The organism is Stenotrophomonas sp. YJH_SMC_36 (assembly GCF_059369935.1).
On record NZ_JCAFTD010000005.1, the window covers coordinates 227,565 to 249,335 of the forward strand.

Annotated in this window: 13 protein-coding genes; 7 read left to right on the forward strand and 6 right to left on the reverse strand. The window is 68.3% G+C overall.

The window, feature by feature from the left end; translation table 11 throughout:
- Window positions 1-33 precede the first annotated feature (33 nt).
- A complete protein-coding gene (locus AC5P76_RS11450) occupies window positions 34-267 on the reverse strand; it encodes a metallothionein (RefSeq protein ID WP_065174491.1) in 234 nt (77 codons plus the stop codon).
- Between the two features lie 151 nt (window positions 268-418).
- Between AC5P76_RS11450 and AC5P76_RS11455 the strand changes: the two genes are divergently transcribed.
- The gene (locus AC5P76_RS11455; RefSeq protein ID WP_128987665.1) at window positions 419-727 is read left to right on the forward strand and encodes a hypothetical protein; all 309 of its coding nucleotides are present in this window, start codon (window positions 419-421) and stop codon (window positions 725-727) included.
- Here the strand turns inward: AC5P76_RS11455 and AC5P76_RS11460 are convergent.
- Entirely contained in the window at window positions 705-1,760 is a 1,056-nt protein-coding gene (locus AC5P76_RS11460) for a DNA topoisomerase IB (protein WP_253118376.1), read from the reverse strand. The genes AC5P76_RS11455 and AC5P76_RS11460 overlap by 23 nt on opposite strands.
- Before the next feature lie 111 nt (window positions 1,761-1,871).
- Here AC5P76_RS11460 and AC5P76_RS11465 point away from each other — a divergent pair, with 111 nt between their 5' ends.
- From AC5P76_RS11465 to AC5P76_RS11475, 3 genes are all read left to right on the forward strand, one after another.
- Window positions 1,872-2,261 carry an I78 family peptidase inhibitor gene (locus AC5P76_RS11465; RefSeq protein WP_253118377.1) on the forward strand — a complete coding sequence of 130 codons (390 nt, stop codon included), beginning with the start codon at window positions 1,872-1,874 and terminating at the stop codon, window positions 2,259-2,261.
- Window positions 2,262-2,435: 174 nt separating this feature from the next.
- On the forward strand, window positions 2,436-6,890 hold the full coding sequence (gltB, locus tag AC5P76_RS11470; protein ID WP_253118378.1) for a glutamate synthase large subunit: 4,455 nt from the start codon (window positions 2,436-2,438) through the stop codon (window positions 6,888-6,890).
- A 95-nt stretch (window positions 6,891-6,985) separates the two neighbouring features.
- Window positions 6,986-8,431 carry an FAD-dependent oxidoreductase gene (locus tag AC5P76_RS11475; protein ID WP_164151515.1) on the forward strand — a complete coding sequence of 482 codons (1,446 nt, stop codon included), beginning with the start codon at window positions 6,986-6,988 and terminating at the stop codon, window positions 8,429-8,431.
- Here AC5P76_RS11475 and AC5P76_RS11480 read toward each other — a convergent pair.
- Window positions 8,417-10,777 (reverse strand): ATP-binding protein, encoded by a 2,361-nt coding sequence (locus AC5P76_RS11480; protein ID WP_253118379.1) that lies wholly within the window; start codon window positions 10,775-10,777, stop codon window positions 8,417-8,419. The genes AC5P76_RS11475 and AC5P76_RS11480 overlap by 15 nt on opposite strands.
- A gap of 260 nt (window positions 10,778-11,037) precedes the next feature.
- Here AC5P76_RS11480 and AC5P76_RS11485 point away from each other — a divergent pair, with 260 nt between their 5' ends.
- A complete protein-coding gene (locus tag AC5P76_RS11485) occupies window positions 11,038-11,913 on the forward strand; it encodes a methylglyoxal synthase (RefSeq protein ID WP_065174107.1) in 876 nt (291 codons plus the stop codon).
- Between the two features lie 92 nt (window positions 11,914-12,005).
- Here the strand turns inward: AC5P76_RS11485 and adhP are convergent, their stop codons facing one another.
- The 3 genes from adhP to AC5P76_RS11500 all read right to left on the reverse strand — a co-directional run bounded on the left by adhP (window position 12,006) and on the right by AC5P76_RS11500 (window position 14,773).
- Window positions 12,006-13,034 (reverse strand): alcohol dehydrogenase AdhP, encoded by a 1,029-nt coding sequence (gene adhP, locus AC5P76_RS11490; RefSeq protein ID WP_053515992.1) that lies wholly within the window; start codon window positions 13,032-13,034, stop codon window positions 12,006-12,008.
- Between the two features lie 94 nt (window positions 13,035-13,128).
- On the reverse strand, window positions 13,129-13,767 hold the full coding sequence (gene eda, locus AC5P76_RS11495; RefSeq protein WP_065174105.1) for a bifunctional 4-hydroxy-2-oxoglutarate aldolase/2-dehydro-3-deoxy-phosphogluconate aldolase: 639 nt from the start codon (window positions 13,765-13,767) through the stop codon (window positions 13,129-13,131).
- A complete protein-coding gene (locus AC5P76_RS11500) occupies window positions 13,754-14,773 on the reverse strand; it encodes a sugar kinase (protein ID WP_262917884.1) in 1,020 nt (339 codons plus the stop codon). Before AC5P76_RS11500 ends, eda begins: the two co-directional genes overlap by 14 nt.
- 285 nt (window positions 14,774-15,058) lie before the next feature.
- Between AC5P76_RS11500 and AC5P76_RS11505 the strand changes: the two genes are divergently transcribed.
- Together AC5P76_RS11505 and AC5P76_RS11510 are read left to right on the forward strand one after the other, a co-directional pair.
- Window positions 15,059-17,824 (forward strand): TonB-dependent receptor, encoded by a 2,766-nt coding sequence (locus AC5P76_RS11505; RefSeq protein WP_065182101.1) that lies wholly within the window; start codon window positions 15,059-15,061, stop codon window positions 17,822-17,824.
- 137 nt (window positions 17,825-17,961) lie between these two features.
- Window positions 17,962-21,762 carry a LamG-like jellyroll fold domain-containing protein gene (locus AC5P76_RS11510; RefSeq protein ID WP_253118381.1) on the forward strand — a complete coding sequence of 1,267 codons (3,801 nt, stop codon included), beginning with the start codon at window positions 17,962-17,964 and terminating at the stop codon, window positions 21,760-21,762.
- The last annotated feature ends 9 nt before the right edge of the window (window positions 21,763-21,771 follow it).

The window sequence follows — 21,771 nt, forward strand, 5'->3', positions numbered from 1 at the left end:
CGGTCTCCTTCAGGTGTGGGGAATCGGGTGGGTTCAGGCGCGATCGGCCACGCCCTGTACGCCGGCATGGCCAGCGCAGTGCGCACAGCAGAAGATCTGCCCGTTGCCTTCGACGCCGTGACCGATCACGGCGCAGTTGCAGTGCGCACAGCGTGGCGCGAAGGCGTGGATCGCGCATTCGAACGAGTCGAACGTGCCGCTGCGCCCGCCCTGCTGCAGGGTGAAACTCTTGTCGTAGTCGTTGCCGCATACATCACAGGTGGCCATGTCATACCTCCGTGGCGTGCCAGTACATGCAGTGTGGCCATCGCCGCTGTCGGCGACGGTGAATGCACCGTGTCCCGCATGTGCACGCCGTTCATGCCGCCACCACGCCGCGCGCGGCACGCTGGCGTCCTCATCACCATGGAGCAGGATCATGATCCGCGCATTCAGCGTAGCCGCACTGACCTTTGCCGTCGCCGCATGCAGCAGCACGCCAATCGCACAGGTTCAACCGATCGACGGCGTGATCTCCGGCCAGTGCCACAGCGACATGGTGCGCGGCGCCGTCGGCCTGGCAGCATCGGCGGCCACCGTTGAACGTGCACGCGTGGACAGCGACAGCCTGCACGTGCAGGTGCTGCGCCACGACGGTCCGCGTGTTCCGCCCGCCAGCGAAGGCGGTGATCGCCTGACCATCGAGAAGGGACGCACCAACAACATCACGGCGATCTACTGCGGCTGAGCCGGCGTGCCCGCCGCAGTACACGCAACGTGGCCTGTTCCCACTGGCGCGGGCCGCGCAGGCCCGCCAGCGCGGTGAGTTCGCCACGCTCCCAGCCGGCGAACACACAGGGATCGATGTATGCCCTGCGGCACACCGCAGGGGTGTTGCCCAGACGCGCGGCAACCTGGCAGACCACCTCGCGCTGTGCTGCGGCCAGTGCGCGCTGGCTGGCAGGCTCGGGCAGCGCGGTGGCAGCCAGTGCCTGCACCGCCGCCACCGTGCCGCCCCAGGTACGGAAATCCTTGGCGGTGAAGTCCTCACCCATCACGTCGCGCAGGTACTCGTTCACTGCGCCGGAATCGACCGGCTGCACCTGGCCATCATCGTCGCGGTACTGGAACAACGACTGCCCCGGCAGCTGCTGCAACCGTCGCACCATCTGGCCCAGGCGGCGGTCGCCCACCGTCACCTCCTGCAGTTGGCCGGACTTGCCCCGGAACCGCATGCGTACCCGCCCGCCGCGAAGCAGCTCGAGGTGGCGGTTGCGCAGGGTGGTCAGCCCGAACGAGCGGTTCTCGCGGGCATAGGTCTCATTGCCGATCCGTACCAGCGTATCGGCCAGCAGCGCCACCACCACGGCCAGCACCTTGGTCCGCGGAAATCCGGGCTGCCGGAGATCGCGTGCCAGCCGCCGCCGCAGCGTGGGCAGTGCCTCGCCGAACGCAATGATCCGATCGAACTTGCCGGCATCGCGCACCTTCGCCCAGTCGGCGTGATAGCGGTACTGCTTGCGGCCACGCGCGTCGCGGCCGGTCGCCTGCAGGTGGCCGTTGGCATGCGCACAGATCCATACCGCGGTGTAAGCCGGGGGAATGGCCAATGCGCGGATACGCTGCAGCGTGGCCGCATCGCGCACTGCGTGGCCGTCAGCATCACGGTAACGGAAGCCTTTGCCTGCACGCAGCCGGGTGAAGCCCGGTTGGGTGTCATCAACGTAGCGCAGGCCGGCCGCGCGCGCCGCCGCGCGCTCGGGTGTGGGGGACGTGGGCATGCCAGCAGTGTGGCGATCGACATGACGCGGCCGCGTCAATAACGCAAGACAAACACGTGAGGATGGGTTCGCGGCTATGCTCCGGCTTTCACAGTCCCTTCCGGAGTCATGATGTCGTTCCCGATTCGCGCCCGTTCGCTCTCCGCCCTGCTGCTGCCGGCCGTGCTGGCCTTGTCCGCCTGCCAGGCGCCGGCGCTGGATGAACAGGATTCGGCCACGGCCCACGCCCAGCAGGCCGCCGAAGCCGCCAAGGCACCGGCCGATGAAGCCGGCAAGGCCACCGAGGCACCGCCGGTGGGCACCTGCGACGCCAGCCAGGTACAGAGCCTGGTCGGCCAGGCCTACACCGATGCGCTGGGCAAGCAGGCCGAGGAAGATGCCGGTGCTCAGCAGGTGCGCGTGCTGCACCCCAATGACGCGACCACGATGGAGTTCCTGGGCGACCGCCTGAACATCGAAGTGGACGCCAAGGACGTGGTCAGCGGCGTCCGCTGCGGCTGATCCCGGCCCGCGCCGGCGGATCACCGCCGGCGCTTTCCGTTGCACCTGCAACCGTGTATTGCGGCGTTGCAGCAACCTGTGCTTTATTCGAGGCATCCGGTGGCCTCACGATGCGCTCCAGGGATTGGGCGGGCTTGAGTGTCCCCGCTCATTTCATTCCGCATCGAGGTAGAGATGGCCCCCCGCAACCGCCAAGGGCTTTACGACCCGCGCTCCGAGCGCGATGCCTGTGGATTCGGCATGGTCGCGCAGCTCGACGACCAGCCGTCGCGCCTGCTGGTGGATACCGCCATCGCCGCGCTTTCGCGGATGACCCATCGCGGCGGCGTCGCCGCTGACGGGCTCACCGGTGATGGCTGCGGGCTGCTGCTGCGTCGCCCCGATGCATTCCTGAAACTGCTGGCCAGCGAAGCGGGCATCACCGTGGCCACCCGCTTCGCGGCGGGCCTGGTGTTCCTTCCGCACGACGCCGACGCCGCGCAGGCCTGCCGGACGCAGCTGCAGGTGCAGCTTGAAGCGGTAGGCTGCCGCGTGGCGGGCTGGCGCGAGGTTCCCATCGACGACAGTGTCTGCGGCCAGCTCGCGCGCGATACGCTGCCGCGCATCGAGCAGGTGTTCGTCGATGCCGGTGTCGGCCAGGACGGCACCGGCTTCGCCCTGGCGCTGTACCTCGCACGCCGTCGCAGCGAGCAGCAGCTGCGCGACCATGGCGATTTCTACGTCACCACGCTCACCCCGGATGCGATCAGCTACAAGGGCATGGTCCTGCCGGACAAGCTCAGCCGCTTCTATCCGGACCTGCAGCGGCGCGAGCTGGCCTCCAGCGCGATCGTGTTCCACCAGCGCTTCTCCACCAACACGCTGCCGCGCTGGCCGCTGGCACATCCGTTCCGCCTGCTCGCGCACAACGGCGAGATCAACACCATCGAGGGCAACCGTCGCTGGGCGCAGGCGCGCAGCAAGGTGTGGAAGACACCGCGCTTCGACATCGCCGAGTTCGATCCGGTGATCTCCATGCATGGCTCGGACTCGCAGAGCCTGGACAACATGCTGGAACTGATGGTCGCCGGCGGCATGGAATTGATCCAGGCGCTGCGCATCCTGGTGCCACCGGCGACGCAGTCGCTGGAGTTCAAGGATCCGGATCTGGCCGCGTTCTACGAGTTCCATGGCCTCAACAGCGAGCCCTGGGACGGCCCGGCCGGCATCGTCGCCTGCGACAGCCGCTATGCGGTGTGTACGCTGGACCGCAACGGCCTGCGCCCGGCGCGCTGGATGCTGACCGCCGACCGCCACTTCCTGGTCGCCTCCGAAGCGGGCGTGTGGGAAGTGCCGACCGAGCGCGTGGTACGCAAGGGCAAGCTCGGCCCCGGTGAAATGGTGGCCATCGATCTCAAGCGCGGCGACCTGCTCGATTCGGACGCGGTGGACCGCATCAACCGCGGCCGCGCACCGTACAAGCAGTGGCTGCAGCAGGGCGTGACCTACCTGCAGACCGAACTGATCGATCCTTCGCTGGTGGAGGAGCCCTTCGACGAGGGCACCCTGCGCAGTTACCACAAGCTGTACCAGCTCAGCAGCGAGGAGGTGGAGCAGGTGCTGCGGCCGCTGGCCGAGACCGAGCAGGAAGCCACCGGCTCGATGGGCGATGACACGCCGATGGCGGTACTGAGCCAGCGCAGCCGGCCGCTGTACGACTACTTCCGGCAGGCATTCGCGCAGGTCACCAATCCGCCGATCGATCCGCTGCGCGAAGACTGCGCCATGTCCCTATCCACCCAGCTCGGCAAGGAGACCAACATCTTCCATGCCGGCCCGGAGACGGTGAACCACGTCATCCTCAACTCGCCGGTACTCAGCCAACGCAAGCTGCGCCAGCTGCTGAAGATGGACCAGTACCTGCAGGCCAACCGCCTGCTCGACCTGTCCTACAGCGAGGAAGAAGGGCTGCGCAACGGCATCGAGCGCATCTGTGCGGAGGCCGAACGCGCCGCACGCGAAGGCATGGTGATGCTGCTGCTGTCCGACCGCTATCCGGTGGCCGGGCGACCGATGGTGCACGCCCTGCTGGCCACCAGTGCGGTGCATCATCACCTCTCGCGGCTGGGGCTGCGCTGCGACGTCAACCTGATCGTCGAGACCGGCACTGCGCGCGACCCGCACCATATGGCCTGCCTGCTCGGCTTCGGGGCCACCGCGGTGTACCCGTATCTTGCCTACCAGACCCTGTTCGACCTCGGCCGGCGCGGCATCCTCAAGCTCAGCAAGGGCGGTGAGCAGTCGCAGATCGGCCGCCGCTACCGCAAGGGCGTCTACAAGGGCCTGTCGAAAATCATCTCGAAGATGGGCATCTGTACCGTGGCCAGCTACCGCGGCGCGCAGCTGTTCGAGATCATCGGCCTGGAGCCGGAAGTGGTCGCGCTGTGCTTCCCCGACACCGCCTCGCGCATCGGCGGCGCCGGCTTCGCGCGGCTGGATGCCGATGCGCGCGAACTGTGCGCGCAGGCCTGGGATGCACAGCAGGATGTCGATGTCGGCGGCCTGCTGAAGTACGTGCACGGCGGCGAGTACCACATGTACAACCCGGACGTGGTCACCACCCTGCAGCGCGCGGCGCGCAGTGGTGATGCCCGCGCCTGGCAGCAGTACTGCGATGCCGTGCATGCCCGGCCGCCATCGGCGTTGCGCGACCTGCTGCAGCTGGTGCCGGCGGCGACCCCCACGCCGCTGGACGAGGTGGCGCCGGCCAGCGAACTGTTCCCGCGCTTTGACACCGCCGCGATCAGCCTCGGCGCGCTGTCGCCGGAAGCGCATGAGGCACTGGCCATCGCGATGAACCGCCTCGGCGGCCGCAGCAATTCCGGCGAAGGTGGCGAAGATCCGGCCCGCTACGGCACCCCACGGCGCAGCAAGATCAAGCAGGTGGCGTCGGGTCGCTTCGGTGTCACCGCCGAGTATCTGGTCAATGCCGAGGTGCTGCAGATCAAGGTCGCGCAGGGCGCCAAGCCCGGCGAAGGCGGCCAGCTGCCGGGGCACAAGGTCAACGAGCTGATCGCCCGCCTGCGCTACGCGCGGCCGGGCATCGGCCTGATCTCGCCGCCACCGCACCACGACATCTATTCCATCGAGGACCTGGCGCAGCTGATTTACGATCTCAAGCAGGTCAACCCGACCGCGCTGGTATCGGTGAAGCTGGTCAGCCATGCCGGCGTCGGCACCATCGCCGCCGGCGTGGTCAAGGCCGGCGCGGACCTGATCACCATCTCCGGCCACGACGGCGGCACCGGTGCCTCGCCGGTCAGCTCGATCCGCTACGCCGGTGTGCCGTGGGAACTGGGCGTGGCCGAAGCGCACCAGGCGCTGCTGGCCAACGACCTGCGCGGGCGCACCCTGCTGCAGACCGATGGTGGCCTGAAGACCGGCCTGGACGTGGTCAAGGCCGCGCTGCTGGGTGCGGACAGCTTCGGCTTCGGCACCGCGCCGATGATCGTGCTGGGCTGCAAGTACCTGCGCATCTGCCACCTCAACAACTGCGCCACCGGCGTGGCCACCCAGGACGAACGCCTGCGCGAGAACCACTTCACCGGCCAGCCCGAGCGCGTGGAGAATTTCTTCCGCCTGCTGGCCGAGGAAGTGCGTGGCTGGCTGTCGTACCTGGGCGCGCGTTCGCTGGAGGAGATCGTCGGCCGCACCGACCTGCTGCGGCAGATCGAGGCCGCACCGCGCGACGGCGTGCGCGTGGACCTGTCGCGCCTGCTGGCAGATGCGCGCTACGAAGGCAGCCACTGCGCGGCGCAGCGGCTGTACGAATCGCCGGACAGCCTGGCCACGCAGATGGATGGCCTGCTGGCGGACGCGATCGAACAGCGCAGGGGGGGCGAACATCGCTTCCTGATCCACAACACCGACCGCAGCATCGGCACCCGCCTGGCCGGCGCGGTGGCACGCGCGCACGGCAACCAGGGCATGGCCGACGCCCCCCTGGAGCTGCGCTTCCGTGGCAGCGCCGGACAGAGCTTCGGCGCCTTCAATGTCGGCGGCCTGCATCTGGAAGTGGAGGGCGAAGCCAACGACTACGTCGGCAAAGGCATGGCCGGCGGCCGCCTGGTGGTACGTCCGCCGCGCGGCGCGCGGTTCGAGGCGCGCAGCACTGCGATCATCGGCAACACCTGCCTGTATGGCGCCACCGGTGGCGAGCTGTTCGCCGCCGGACGTGCCGGCGAGCGCTTCGCGGTCCGCAATTCCGGTGCGCTCGCGGTCGTGGAAGGCGCCGGCGATCACTGCTGCGAGTACATGACCGACGGCGTGGTACTGGTGCTGGGCAAGGTCGGCCTGAACTTCGGTGCCGGCTTCACCGGGGGGTTGGCCTACGTGCTGGATGTGGACCGCGACTTCGTGGACCGTTACAACCACGAGCTGATCGACATCCATCGCGTGTCCGCCGAAGGCTTCGAGAACTACCGCCAGCACCTGCACCGCCTGATCGGCCGCCATCGCGAACTGACCGGCAGCATCTGGGCGCAGCAGATCCTGGACGAGTTCCGCGATTACATCGGCAAGTTCTGGCTGGTCAAACCGAAGGCCGCCAGCATCGAATCGCTGACCGAGACCCTTCGACGCGCGGCGTAAGCGCCTCCGGCGCGCCGCCCGCAACCGGCGCGCGCCTGCTCCCTCACCGCAGTAGTGCCGGCCTCTGGTCGGCCATCGAAATCACAGAGCCCGCCATGAGCCGCAAGCACGCCTTCCAGTTCCTCGATCTGCCCCGCACCATGCCGCAGCGCATTCCGGTTGAACTGCGCACCTCCGGCGACTGGGGCGAGCTGTACGGAAAGTTCGGCAAGGAGGATGCGCAGTACCAGGCCGGGCGCTGCCTGGACTGCGGCAACCCCTACTGCAGCTGGAAATGCCCGGTACACAACGCCATTCCACAGTGGCTGCAGCTGGTGCAGGAGAACCGCATCCACGAGGCCGCCACGCTGTGCCACAGCACCAACCCGCTGCCGGAAGTGTGCGGCCGGGTCTGCCCGCAGGATCGCCTGTGCGAAGGCAGCTGCACCCTGGAGGAATTCGGTGCGGTGACCATCGGTGCGGTGGAGAAGTACATCGTCGATACCGCACTCGCCAGTGGCTGGCGTCCGGACCTGGGTGCCGTGCAGCCCACCGGCCACAGCGTGGCGGTGATCGGTGCCGGTCCGGCGGGTCTGGCCTGTGCCGATCGCCTGGCCCGGGCCGGCGTCACCGCCGTGGTGTACGACCGCTACGAACAGATCGGCGGCCTGCTGCAGTTCGGCATCCCCAGCTTCAAGCTGGACAAGGACGTCATCCATCGTCGCCGCGAGGTGCTCGAAGGGATGGGCGTGCAGTTCCGTCTGGGCGTGGAGATTGGCCGCGACATCAGCGTGCAGCAGCTGCTGGACAGCCACGACGCGGTGTTCGTCGGCACCGGGGCCTACCGCTACACCGACGGCGGCCTGCCGGGCCAGGACCTGAAGGGGGTGCTGCCGGCCCTGCCGTTCCTGGTGCAGAACAGCCGCATCGTCGGCGGCGATGACCCGCAGGGTCGACCGATCGCCGGCTGGGAGGACCAGATCGCCCTGCCCGACCTCAACGGCAAGCGCGTGGTCGTGCTCGGCGGCGGCGACACCGGCATGGACTGCGTGCGCAGCGCGGTGCGGCTCGGCGCAGCCAAGGTCACCTGCGCGTACCGTCGCGACGAGGCCAACATGCCCGGCAGCGCGCGTGAAGTCGCCAATGCGCGCGAGGAAGGCGTGCGCTTCCTGTTCAACCGGCAGCCGCTGTCGATCGAGGCCGGCGCCGACGACGAAGCGATCGGCGTGACCGTGGTTGAAACCCGGTTGGGTGAGGCCGACGCCCAAGGACGCCGCAACGCGGTGCCGATCGAGGGCAGCGAGTCGCTGCTGGAGGCGGACGTGGTCATCATCGCCTTCGGTTTCGCGCCGAGCGTTCCGGCCTGGCTGGCCGAACACGGTGTGCAGGGCCAGGCGAACGGTCGCATCGTTGCCGGCGGCAAGGACCGGCTGCCCTTCCAGACCGCGCATCCGCGCCTGTTCGCCGGCGGTGATGCGGTACGCGGCGCCGACCTGGTGGTAACCGCTGTGGCTGAAGGCCGCGACGCCGCTGCCAGCATCGTCCGTCTACTGTCCAACTGAGCCGGGTTCCATTGCCGGCAGTACGTCGGCCAGCGTCGCGCGCAACCCCTGGGTGTCGACCGGCTTGGCCAGGAACCGGTCGATGCCGGCGGCACGACAGGCCTCGCGCGTGCTCTCCAGCACGCTGGCCGTCAGCGCGATGATCGGCACCCGTGCACGCGAAGGGCAGGGGTCTTCGCGGATCGCACGCGCCAGCGCGAACCCGTCCATGCCGGGCATGTGGCAATCGGTAACGACAACATCGAAGCCCTGCGCCCGCCATGCCGCCAGCGCCTGCAGGCCATCGGCAGTGGCGTGCACCTGCAGGCCCAGCTCGCGCAGCCGCTGCACCAGCAGTTGCAGGTTGGTCGGGTGGTCCTCGGCCACCAGCACCCGTGCCGCAGGCAGTCGCGCGACCACCTCGGCCATGGCCGGCACCGCCTCCAGTGGCGCCAGGCAGCTGGCGAACTCCAGGTCGAACCAGATGCGCGTGCCCTTGCCCGGCGAGCTTTGCAGCTGCAGCTCGCCGCCCATCGAGGCCACCAGGTCCCGGCAGATGGCCAGGCCCAGGCCGCTGCCGCCGAACCGGCGCCCCGTCGACGGCTCGGCCTGGATGTAATCGGCGAACACGGCCTGCTGCCGCTCGGGACTGATGCCTACGCCACTGTCGCTCACCTGCAGGCGCAGGCATTGTCCTGCCGCCTGCGTCCGCAGCACCCGCAGCCGCAGTTCCACACCTCCGTGCAGGGTGAACTTCAGTGCGTTGCCCACCAGGTTGAACAGGACCTGGCGCACGCGCAGGCCATCGGCCAGCAGCCACCGCTGCAGCGCAGGATCAAGCACGCACCGCAGGTGCAACGCACGGCTGGCCGCCATCGGTGCCAGCAGCTGCTGCACGGCCGTGGCCAGCGCACCCATGTCGGTGGCACGCAGCTGCAACGGCAGCGCCTGCAACCGATGACTGTCGAGCACATCATCGAGAATCTGCCGCAGCATCTGCGCGGCCACATCGACGGTGGACAGGACCTGCCGCTGGCACGGGTCCAGGGGGCTGTCCGCCAGGCATTCGAGCATGCCCAGCAGCGTGCTCATCGGTGTGCGGATCTGGTGGCTCATGGTGGCCAGGAAGTGCGTCTTCGCCGCTGCAGTCTCTTCGGCCTGGTGGCGTGCCCCGGCCAGGGCACGGGTGCGTGCCTGCGCCTGGCTGACGTCCATCCAGTAGCCACTCCACTCGATGTCGTCGCTCTCGCCCGGCAACGGCCTGCCATGCGAACGGATCCAGCGCCAGCCATGAGGACCCAGCGTGCGGAAGGTGATGTCGATCGGCGCACGGGCCCGCGCTGCGGCTTCCAGATGATCCAGCACCGGCTTGCGATCGTCGACATGCACCGCCGCCATGAGCCGGCGATGGTCCAGCCGCACACTGTCCAGACTCATGCCGAACAGCGACTGCACGTCGCCGGCGACCAGCGGCAGGCTGTAGTCGCCCTCGCCGCTGCGGCGCGCCCGGTAGACCACCGCAGGCAGGTTGGCGGTCACTTCCTGCAGCCGCTGTTCCAGCGCGCGGCGCTGGCTGCTTTCGCGATGCAGCCTCCAGTAGCCGAAGGCATACACCAGGATCAGCGCCAGCGCGACCAGCAGCACCGGCACCAGCCAGCGCAACGGCGACCGTGCGGGCGGCGCGCGTGCTCCGCTGGGCGCCCACGCCGCGCGGAGCGCGGCCCGCTGCGCGTCGTCCAGTTCGTGCAGCACGGTGTCGAAGGCGGCGACGGTGGCCGCACAGGCCGGCGCAGCCGCCAGTACCCAGGCATCATCGAAGCCGGCCGGCGCGGCGATCACCAGGGCATCGCTGCCGGGCCTGCGCAATGCGGCTTCCACTTCGCCCAACGTGGCAACCACCGCGTCCACCTGGCCGATGGCCAGCAACTGCAGCGCATGATCGAGCGCGTCGACCTGCAGCAGCCATGCGCCCGGCGCCTGCTCACGCAGGTGGGCCGCCAGTGGCACCGTGTCGAGGCTGGCGACGCGGCGGCCGCGCAGACCGCCCAGTCCCTGCAGTGGCGTGTCGTTGCGACGGCGCACGATCACCTGTGACAGCTGCAGGTAGGGCCTGCTCACGACCCAGCCGTCGGGCACCTGCTCGCGCGGCCATCCCAGCACGGCCTGGGTACCGGCCGGCAGCGCCCCGGCCGCGCCGGCCGCGGCGGGAAGCGGATGTGGACGCAGCGCGATCTGCTCGCCCAGCCGCCGCAGGTAGTCGGCAACCAGGCCGCCGGGCTGGCCCTGCGCGCTGAAGGACAGTGGCGGGCGGTCACTGGGCCAGGCCACGACCAGGGGCATGTCGCACCCGTCGGCACGCGTGATCATGGGCCACAGCAACAGGGCAGGCAGCACGATGCGGGATCGCAGCCACGGGCAGGAGCGTGCAATGGATGCGGCCGCAGGGCCGGCGGCATTCACGATGGGCATCCTCGAATCGCAGGCGGAGACGACGGCCGCGCAGCGGTACCGCTCTGCCTGCCACGCTAGCGACGCACCGCACAGCAACAATGAGGAAAGTTGCAAAGCGCGCAGAATTGGCCATTCGCGACATAAACTGCCGCTTCTACCAGCCCACGGAGCGTTCGATGCGTATCGGCCTGGCCGCCAACCGGCTCCACCACCAGGATGCGCGCGCCGCCCTGTTCCGCTGGCTGCGTGCCTGCGAACCGGGCCTGCGCGAACTGGGCATAACGCTGCACGCTGTCGGCCGCACCCATGATGCGATCGGGCGCCACGGCTTCCTCGACGGCTATGCTGGCCTCCATCGCTATCCCTACGGCCGCGAGGGCGGGCTGATGAAGCTGGTCGCCGAGGTGGTCGGCATGGGCCCGCAGCGCACGCTCGACGGTGCCATCTATCTGATCGATCCGGTCGATCCGTCCTCGGTGTTTCCCGAAGCGACCGCGCTCAAGCGGCAGTGCGTGATCCACGGCAAACCTTTCATTTCCACGGTAGCCACCGCACGCGACTGGATCGAGGTGGAGCGCGTGCACGCCGGCCTGCAGGCCGACGCCGGTGCCGACGATCTGCATGCCTTCGGTACCCAGACCCTGGCACTGATCGCGCATGATGCGATGAAGCCGGCGATGCTCGCCTTCGCCGACGAGCACTTCGACGTGCTGGCACGCTTCGGCGAGCGGGTGGCGACCGGGACCACCGGTCAGCGCCTCAACGAGCTGGCATGGAGCCGCGGCTGGCCCAGCGACACGCCCTGGGTGACGCGCTACCAGAGCGGACCGATGGGCGGCGATGCGCAGATCGCCGACCGCGTGCTGGAGGGCCGTTGCCAGCGCGCCATCTTCTTCGAGGACCCGCACGTGGCACGCCAGCACGAGGCAGACATCCAGCTGCTGGAACGCGCGGTGACCACGGTGACCGACCAGGCGGTGTGCATCACGGCTCCGGTGGTGGCGGCGCGCTGGGCAACGGCTGCCGCCCGGCGCGCTGGGTCACAGCGCTGACCACCTGCGCCGCTGCGCCGGGCGCGCATCGATCGGCATGACCGCCGCACCCGTGGGAGAGGGTGCCGGGCCGCGGCGGCCATGCACGGGTGTCAGGCGGCCATGTCCAGTACCACGCGCCCGTCGATGGTGCCCGCGCGCATGCGTGCGAACACCTCGTTGATGTTCTCCAGGCGGTCGGTGCTGACCGTGGCCGCCACCTTGCCCTCGGCGGCGAACTGCAGCGACTCCTGCAGATCCAGCCGCGTGCCGACGATCGAACCGCGCACCGTCACGCCATTGAGGACCATGCCGAAGATGTCCAGTGGGAAGTTGCCCGGTGGCAGTCCGTTGAGCGAGACCGTGCCGCCCCGCCGGACCATGCCCAGCGCCTGCTCGAAGGCCTTGGGCGATACCGCGGTGACCAGCGCCCCGTGTGCGCCACCGATCTCCTTCTTCAGGAATGCTGCCGGATCGGTCGTGCGCGCGTTGACCGTGACCTGCGCGCCCAGCCGCCGCGCGAGTGCCAGCTTGCTGTCCTCCACGTCGATGGCAGCCACGTTCAGGCCCATCGCACGCGCGTACTGCACCGCCATGTGGCCCAGGCCACCGATGCCGGAGATCGCCACCCAGTCACCGGGCTTCGTGTCCGTCACCTTCAGGCCCTTGTAGACCGTCACGCCGGCGCACAGCACCGGCGCGATCTCGACGAAGCCCACCTCCTTCGGAAGCAGGCCGACATAGTTGGCATCGGCCAGTGCGAACTCGGCGAAGCCGCCGTTGACCGAGTAGCCGGTGTTGCGCTGCGTCTCGCACAGCGTTTCCCAGCCGCCCAAGCAGTGTTCGCAATGTCCACACGCCGAGTACAACCAGGGGATGCCGACCCTGTCGCCTTCCTTGACATGCCCGACCCCGCCGCCCACGGCCACGATGTGCCCCACGCCCTCGTGGCCGGGGATGAACGGCGGGTCCGGTTTCACCGGCCAGTCGCCCTCGGCGGCGTGCAGGTCGGTGTGGCAGACACCGCAGGCTTCGATCCTGACCAGCACCTCGCCCGCCCCCGGGCGTGGTACCGGAACTTCCTCGATGACCAGTGGGCTGCCGAACTCGCGAACGACAGCGGCCTTCATGGTTCTGTTCATGGGTTTTCCTCCGTCGTGCGCTTGCAGACAGAGTGACGCCGGCACGAGGCCGGCGCTTTGATCCCGATCAAATCCTGGAAGATTGCCTGCCGGTTCAGCCCGCCAGCACGGACGCCTCGCGTGCCAGGCGTTCGATCGCGCCCCAGTCGCGGGTCTGCAGCAAGGCCGCCGTGGTCAGCCATGAACCGCCCACGCACAGCACGTTCGGCAGGTGCAGGAACTGCGCCGCGGTCTGGGCGCTGATGCCACCGGTCGGGCAGAAGCGCACGTCGGCGAAGGGGCCGTGCCAGGCCGCCAGCAGTGCCGCGCCGCCGGCCTGCACCGCGGGGAAGAACTTGAAGGTATCCAGGCCATGCTCGAGGCCAAGGATCAGCTCGGACCCCGTGGCCACGCCCGGCAGATACGGCAGGTCGGCATCGCGCGCGGCCGCGTACAGCGTCGGCGTTGCGCCCGGCGACACCGCGAAGCGCGCACCTGCGGCCCTGGCCGCCTCCATCTGCGCGGGCGTCAGCACCGTTCCGGCCCCCACCACCGCGTCGGGTACGGCCTCGACCATTGCCCGGATGGCATCCATCGCACGGGGTGTGCGCAGGGTGACCTCGATCACCGGCAGACCGCCCCGGAACAGCGCCTGCGCCACCTGCACGGCATCGTCGACATCATCGGGGGTGAACACCGGAATCACCGGTGCCAGTTTCAGTACCGCGCGAACGCGCGGATCAGCGCCGGACATCGAATCGCTCCTCGCCCATCTGGGCCAGCACGTCAGCTTCGCTGACAGGATTGAAATCGCCGGGGATGGAATGCTTCAGTCCGCCGGCAGCCAGGCCGAAACGCACGGTGGCGTCGGCATCGAAGCCTGACAGGATGCCATGCAGGATGCCTGCCGCGAAGGCATCGCCGCCGCCGATGCGATCGATGATGCCGGTCAGCTGCCGCACGGGCGCCTGCGCACGCACGCCCTCACGGCCCAGCAGCAGGGCGCCCAGCGCATGATGGTCCACGCTCAGCGCCTGCCGTTGCGTGCATGCCAGCCATTGCAGCCGCGGGAACGCGGCGAATGCCGCCGCTGCGGCAGCGTCCACGCGCTCCACGGCGCCGGCCTGGGTAAAGCGCTGGCCCAGGATCACTTCGATATCGCGGTAGTCGGCGAACACGATGTCAGCCTGGTCGAACAGGGCATGCAGGATCGCCTGCGCGTCGCCGCCCCAGCGCTGCCACAGCGTGGGCCGGAAATTGCCGTCGAAGGAAACGCGCACGCCACTGGCACGCGCGGCGCATGCCGCCGCCAGCGTCGCCTCGGCCACCTGCGGCCCCAGCGCAGGGCTGACGCCGGACAGGTGCAGCCAGTCCGCGCCCTGCAGCAGCGCCGGCCAGTCATGATCGGCTGCAGTGCTGCGCGCGAAGGCTGAATCGGCCCGGTCGTACACCACCTCGCTGGCACGTTGCACCGCGCCGGTGGTGAGGAAGTACAGGCCCATGCGACCGTCCGCCACCTCGCGCACCGCCCGCGTATCGACGCCATGGCGGCGCAGTTCACCCAGTGCGTGCGCCCCCAGGGCATTGCCGGGCACCGTGCTGACCATGACCACGTCATGTCCGAATCGGGACAGCGAGACACCCACGTTTGCTTCCGCCCCGCCCACGTGCACCTGCAGCTGCGGCGACTGCAGCAGCAGCTCGCGACCGGGCGCGCCGAGCCGCAGCAGCAGTTCCCCGAAACATACGATACGCCCCATCTCCACTCCTCCCCGCTTGCCGCCAGCATGTGAAACTGCACGGCGTGAATGTGTACCACGCGTCGGCGCGGCGTTTGGCCATCGGTGTCATTCTAGCCTTCCGATGCGCCCCACGCACCCGTAGGAACTGACGGAAGCATTGTCCTGCAAGCCTCTTGGAGACATTTCAGATCTGTTGCGGTGCAAGATGCCGGATCCGGGACGTGCTGCTAACGTCCGCTCTGACCAGCGGTGTCATCACGCTGAAACAGCCGCAGCACCAGACCTTTGGGAGAGGGGAAAGGCATGCAGTCTCGGAACCACCAAAAAAAGACACCGGTTACCTTGCTCGCTATGGCCGTCGGACTGGCCCTGGCGGCCAATGCGACCGCCCAGCAGCAGAGCAGCGCCGCCGGCGCCACGGACCTGGATACGGTCACCGTCACCGGCTACCGCGCCAGCGTGGAGAAGGCGCTGGACATCAAGCGTGGCGAGGCCGGCGTGGTCGACGCCATCGTCGCCGAGGACATCGGCAAGTTCCCGGATCTGAACCTGGCCGAGTCGTTGCAGCGCATCCCGGGTGTGGTCATCACCCGCGAGGCCGGCGAGGGCCGCAACATCTCGGTGCGCGGCCTCGGCCCGGATTTCACCCGCGTGCGCATCAACGGCATGGAGGCGCTGACCACCGTCGGCGCCGGTGATCAGAGCGGTGGTACCAACCGCGGCCGTGGCTTCGACTTCAATGTCTTCGCCTCCGACCTGTTCTCGCAGCTGGTGGTGCGCAAGACCGCTTCGGCCGATGTCGAAGAAGGCTCGCTGGGCGCCACCGTCGATCTGCGCACGGCGAGGCCGTTCGACTATGACGGCTTCACCTTCGCCGCCAGCGGCCAGGCCGGCTACAACGCGATGGCGGAGAAGGCCGACCCGCGCATGGCCGCGCTGGTGTCGAACATCTTCGCCGACGGTACGTTCGGCGCCCTGCTGTCGGTGGCCTACTCCGAGCGCCAGGCGCTGGAGGAGGGCTCCAACACGGGCCGCTGGGCCAACGGCCCGAGCAACGGCAACTTCAGTGCCTCGTCCCCGTTCACCGCCGCGCGCAGTGCCGACGTCTACCACCCGCGCTTCCCGCGCTACGTGCAGATGGAACATGAGCAGAAGCGCCTGGGCGTGACGGGTACGCTGCAGTGGAAGCCCAGCGACGCGACCGAGATCTCGCTGGACGCGCTGTACTCGAAAATCGATGCCACCCGCGACGAGCACTACATCGAGGCGATTTCCTTCAGCCGCGGTGCCAACACCAGCCAGCCACGCCTGGCCGGCAAGCCGTCGATGATCGTCAGGAACGGCGTCATCGAGAACAACGCGCTGGTCTACGGCGAGTTCGACAACGTCGACATCCGCAGCGAGAACCGCCACGACGAGTGGAGCACCGAGTTCAAGCAGATCAGCCTCAACGGCCAGCACCGCTTCAGCGACGACTTCACCCTGTCCGGCAAGCTGGGGGTCTCGCGGTCCCGGCATGAGAACCCGGTGCAGACCACCATCATCATGGACAAGTACGACGTCGACGGCTACAGCTACGACTACCGGGGCAACAACCGCTCGCCGATCCTCAACTACGGCATCGATCCCACCGATCCCAACGGCTGGGAACTGGCGGAGATCCGCCTGCGACCGCAGTACGTGGACAATGATTTCGATACCGGCCAGATCGACTTCAACTGGAACATCAGCCCCGGCTTCCGCCTCAAGGGTGGCGTGCTGGCCAAGGATTACACGTTCAAGACCACCGAACTGCGCCGTGGCAGCGAGCTGGCCGTGCCCACCTTCGCCGATGGCAGCAGGATCGTTCCGGTGGACATGACCACGCAGGCCGGCCTGAAGGGCATCAGCGGCAATCCCTCGAACTGGGTGGTGCCGGATCTGGACGCCGTCGCCGATCAGTTCGACATCTACAGCAACAGCGGCATCTACGCCGTCGCACCGCGCGCCAACAACGTGCGCAGCGTGGAAGAGAAGGATCGCGGTGCCTACCTGATGGGTGAGTTCTCCACCGAGATCGGCTCGCTGCCGCTGTCCGGCAACGTCGGCGTACGCTATGTGCGCACCAAGCAGTCCTCCACCGGGCTGTCGACGCTGGCCAGTGGCACCACGTCCACCACCGCCACCCGCACCTACGACGACACCCTGCCCTCGTTCAACCTGGTTGCCGAAGTCACCCCCGATTTCCTGATCCGCCTGGGTGCGGCCAAGGTGATGACCCGACCCGGCCTGGGCAGCCTGACGCCGGGTGCCACTGTGGCCGTGGCCGGTGGCGCACGCACCATCTCCAGCGGCAACCCCAACCTGGATCCGACCCGCGCGACCAATGTCGATCTGAGTTTCGAGTGGTACTTCGCCGAAGGCGCCATGGCCGGCCTTGGCCTGTTCTACAAGGACATCGAAACCTCCGTACAGACGCTGCGCGAGAATCGGCCGTACACCGACAGCGGCCTGCCTGCCGAACTGCTGATCGGCACCGGCGCATCGCCGACCGATGAGTTCACCTTCACCCGTCCGGTCAACACCCCGGGTGGCGAGCTGTTCGGCGCAGAAGCGAACTACACCCAGCCCTTCACCTTCCTGCCGGGCAAGTGGGCCAACCTCGGTCTGCAGCTGAACTACACCTGGGTGGATTCGAAGATCCAGTACATCAACTCGGCCGGTCAGCCGGTGATGAAGAACGATCTGCTGGGCCTGTCCAACACCTCGTGGAACGCGACCCTGTTCTACGAAGGCACCACCTTCTCCGGGCGCATCTCGGCCACCAACCGCGATGACTACCTGACCCAGGTGCCGGGCCAGGAAACCGGCTTCAATCTGGACGGTTACCACGGCATGACCGGTACCACGGTCATCGATGCGTCGATCCGTTACCGGATCAGTGACCAGCTGGAACTGAGCCTGGAAGGCGTGAACCTGACCAACGAAGCGTCCGATGAGTGGGTGTATTCGCCCGCGACCGGCCGCCTGCCGTTGCAGTACACCGAGACCGGCCGTCAGTTCCTGCTCGGCGTGCGCTACAAGTTCTGAGCAGCGCCGGCGATGCGCCGACCGGTGCATCGCCGTTCGCCACGACCGCTGCTGCGCCGCAAGGTGCCGTGGCGGCGTGGCCTTGCTACGGTCCGGCGGCCCTACGCCGGCTGTCGCCCGTTGAAAGGAAACATCTGATGCCGCATCGCTCGACCCTGTCCCGCTGCCTGCTGCTGGCAGTGGCCCTGGCTGCTGGCCCTGCGACAGCTGCCGATGGCCCAACCCTGCTGTTCCACGTCGACGCCAACCAGGGCCTGCAGGCCACCGTGGCGCACGGCGAGGCGATACCGAACTTCCGCGACAGGGTGGCGGTGGTCGATGACGGTGTACGCGGCAAGGCCATCCAATGGCAGGACGATGGCGTCCTGGCGTGGGATGCGCCGGGCAACATCCTGGCCCAGCGCGGCACCCTGGCCTTCGATTGGCGTGCGCGGTACGCGGTAGGCGAAGCCCCGTTCGTGATCTTCCGCGTCGGCTATGCCGATCACAGCAGCTGGGACATGGCGTGGCTGCGCATCGACTGGAACGGCCACGGTTTCGATGCGTTCGTCACCGATGCCAATCTTGCCCGCACCCGCGTCTCGTTCCGCATGGACACGCCGCCACGCGCGGACCAGTGGCTGCATCTGGCCTTCGCCTGGGACGAGGACCAGGGTGTACGCCTGTTCATCGATGGACGCGAAGTGGCCCGCGCGCAGACCACCGGCGACTACGATGCCGCGCTGGACCAGCTTGGCCTGGCCGGTCGGGTGATGGCACCGTACCAGGTACAGAGCCGTTACAACTTCCTGCGCGGCAGCGATTTCCAGCACATCCGCATCTACGACCGCATGCTCGATGCGCCGGCCGTGGCGGCGCTGGCCCGTGGCGTTACGCCCACCACCGCCGAGGTTCCCGAGGCAGGCCTGCGTGCCTGGCGCCATCGCTTCGGCTGGGACGGCGTCGCACCACCGGCGCTGACCGCGCCGACCACCCGCATCCGCAAGGTCGAATTCGCCGACACCCGCGATCTGAAGGCGTGGATGTGGAAGGCCACCGACGGCATCGCCGAGACCACATGGCCCGGCGTCTACAACCGCTCGCGGCTGCCCGGACGCAACGACTACTTCCAGCTGCCGGACTGGAACACCTACGTGGAGGGTGGAAAGCACCTGGACCTGACGCTGCCGGACGGCGAGACGGTCAACCGCATCGAGATCCGCGGCGCGGCCTTCGGCACGCTGGCACATGGCAGCGACGCCGCGCACGCCACCCGCACCCTGTTCACCCGCCCGCGCGGCGTGGTGCGCAGCGTCGATCCGATCCCGTCCCTCAGCGGCGGCGTGCTGCGCTTCAGCAACGTCGAGCAGGAAACGCCGATCCAGGAAATCTGGGCCTACGCCGTGAGCGAGGGCAGCGAGCCGGACGGCACGGTCAAGCAGACCTACACGATCGACAGCCAGGCGCTGCCGGACTACACCAATCTGGATGCCCTGCGCCGCTACATCGACGGTCGCTATCCCGAGGCCGAACGCAGCACGGTGATGGCGCTGCCCAAGGGGGCCGGCTCACGCCGCCGCGATGCCGGTACCCTGCCCGCGCAGCCGCGCCCGATCGTGCACGTGCTCATTCCTTCCGGGGTAGGCGATGCGCCGCCCGACCAGCCGCTGATCCGCAGCTGGGCCTACAGCTGGGAGAACATGCACGACGGCCTGGACGGCGTTGCCATCGATCTTCCCGCGCTGGATCTGGCGGCCACGCATGAAGGCCTGATTCCGCTCAACATCCGCATCAAGGACCCGATCTGGCCGGCGCGCGACATGATCGACGTGTCGGTCTCGGTGCAGCCGGGACAGAAGCGCACCCTGTGGCTGGACCTGCGCGACCGCATCCTCACCCCTGACAGCCTGTGGTTGAGCATCGCCTCGGCCGCCCCCGGCTTCGATGCCCGGGTGCTCGATGGCGCGCAGATCCGGCTGGTGTTCAAGCCGCGCGCCGAAGCGCTGAAGGAGCACGTGGCCGACCGCTTCAACCAGGTGCGCGACAACTGGGGATTCCTGGTGGAGGAGCACACCACCTCCAAGCGGCAGCGCCTGTATGCGCGCGTCTACGCCGATCTGAGCGACCTGCTGCGGGTCGATCCGGACCACGCACTGGGGCGGCAGTACTGGAACTACATCAGCTACAACAGCCAGGGCCGGCCGCCCTACTCCGCACCGGTGGTGCCCGCCGGTGTGCCGGCCTGGGCCTTCCACCAGGTGCAGGACCTCGCACAGGTGCGTCGCTTCGTCGACTGGTGGATCGACCATCGCCAGGTGCCCTACGGCGACTTCGGCGGCGGCATCTCCGATGATTCCGATCTCACCCAGCAGTGGCCGGGCCTGGCGCTGATGGGCGTGCAGCCGGACCGCCTCAATGCCTCGCTCACCGCCCTGTCCGATGCGGTGTATCGCAATGGCATGTTCAGCAACGGCCTGAGCACCATCGAAACCGATGAGCTGCATGCCTACGAAGAGGGCATCAACACCAACAGCGCGATGCTGTACCTCAACTGGGGCGATCCGCTGACGCTGGAACGGCTGATGGAGACGGTCAAGGCATTCGACGAGCGGATCATCCTGCCCAATCCGCAGGGACACCTGCTGTTCTCCAGCAACTGGTTCGGCGGCAACAGGATCTACCGCGAACCGAACTGGCAATGGCAGAAGCCTTATTCGTTCCCGGTGCTGCACCCCGCGTTCCTGCTGGGCCAGTACAACGCCGATCCGACCGGGCGCCGGCTGGTGACCGGCCTGGCCGACAGCTATCTCGCCCATGCCGGCACGGACGCGAAAGGACGCTTCACCCTGCCCAACGAGATCCACTGGGCCACCGGCGCCACCCGCGGCGGTGAACTCAACGACGGTTCCGGCGGCGGCGACACGCTGCATACCTTCTGGGCCGCCTGGCGCTGGACCGGCGATGCGAAGTACCTGCAGGCGCTGGACTATCGCGTGGCACGCGGGGGACCGGGCGCGCTGGCCAATCTCGGCGAGAACATCGTCGAGGTGCTGGGACGCCAGCAGGACTGGTATCCGCAGCTGACTGCCGAAGCCGACGCCGGAAAGACCGGTTTCGCCAGCCTGATGGCCTGGCAGGCCAGTGGTGACCTGAAGTACATCGATGCACTGCATGCCGAAGGACTGCAGGCCAAGGTGCTGCGGGCCTACATGAACACCGAGGGCCACTGGTGGTCCGATCGCGTGGAAGCACCCAGCGAGTTCCTGCAGCGCGCCCGGCTGGGGGGCATCGCGCTCAAGCGCAACCAGAGCTGGCCCGGGCATACGGTCAGCTGGCGCTTCGATCGCGACGGTGCCGCCGAACAGGTTGCACTGCTGGTGCATGCGCCCTCGCGCGAGCGCTTCACCATCACCAGCCACAATCTGGGTAACCGCACCATCAGTGCCGACATGACCGGCTGGAACGTTGCCAGCGGCACGTGGCGCATCCGTGCCGGCGTGGATGCCGATGGAGATGGACGCATCGATGGCACGCCGACGGAGCGCACGGTGCGGCTGGAAACCAGCCGCGCGGTGCCGATGCAGTTCCGTCCCGGGCGCACGGAACTGTTCGAGTTCGAGCGCGTTGTCGCCGGCAGCCCGGTGGAAACACGCGCCGACCTGGGCGTCGGCCGCGGTGATGTGCAGGTGGACGGCCAGCGTGTGCGGGTGACCGTGCACAGCCTGGGCCACGTGGCCACCGGCGCGGGCGTGGCGATCTTGGAAGACACCACGGGCCGTGAGATCGCGCGTGCCGATGTGCCCGCGATGGCGGCACCCGATGACCTGGAACCGAAGACCACCCACGTGACACTGATGATCCCCGCCGGTCATCAGGGTGGCCTGCGTGTGCGCGTCGCCCTCGCTGACGGTGGCGAGGAAGTGACCCTGCTCAACAACGTCGTGGACGTGCCGCGCTGAACGCGGCGG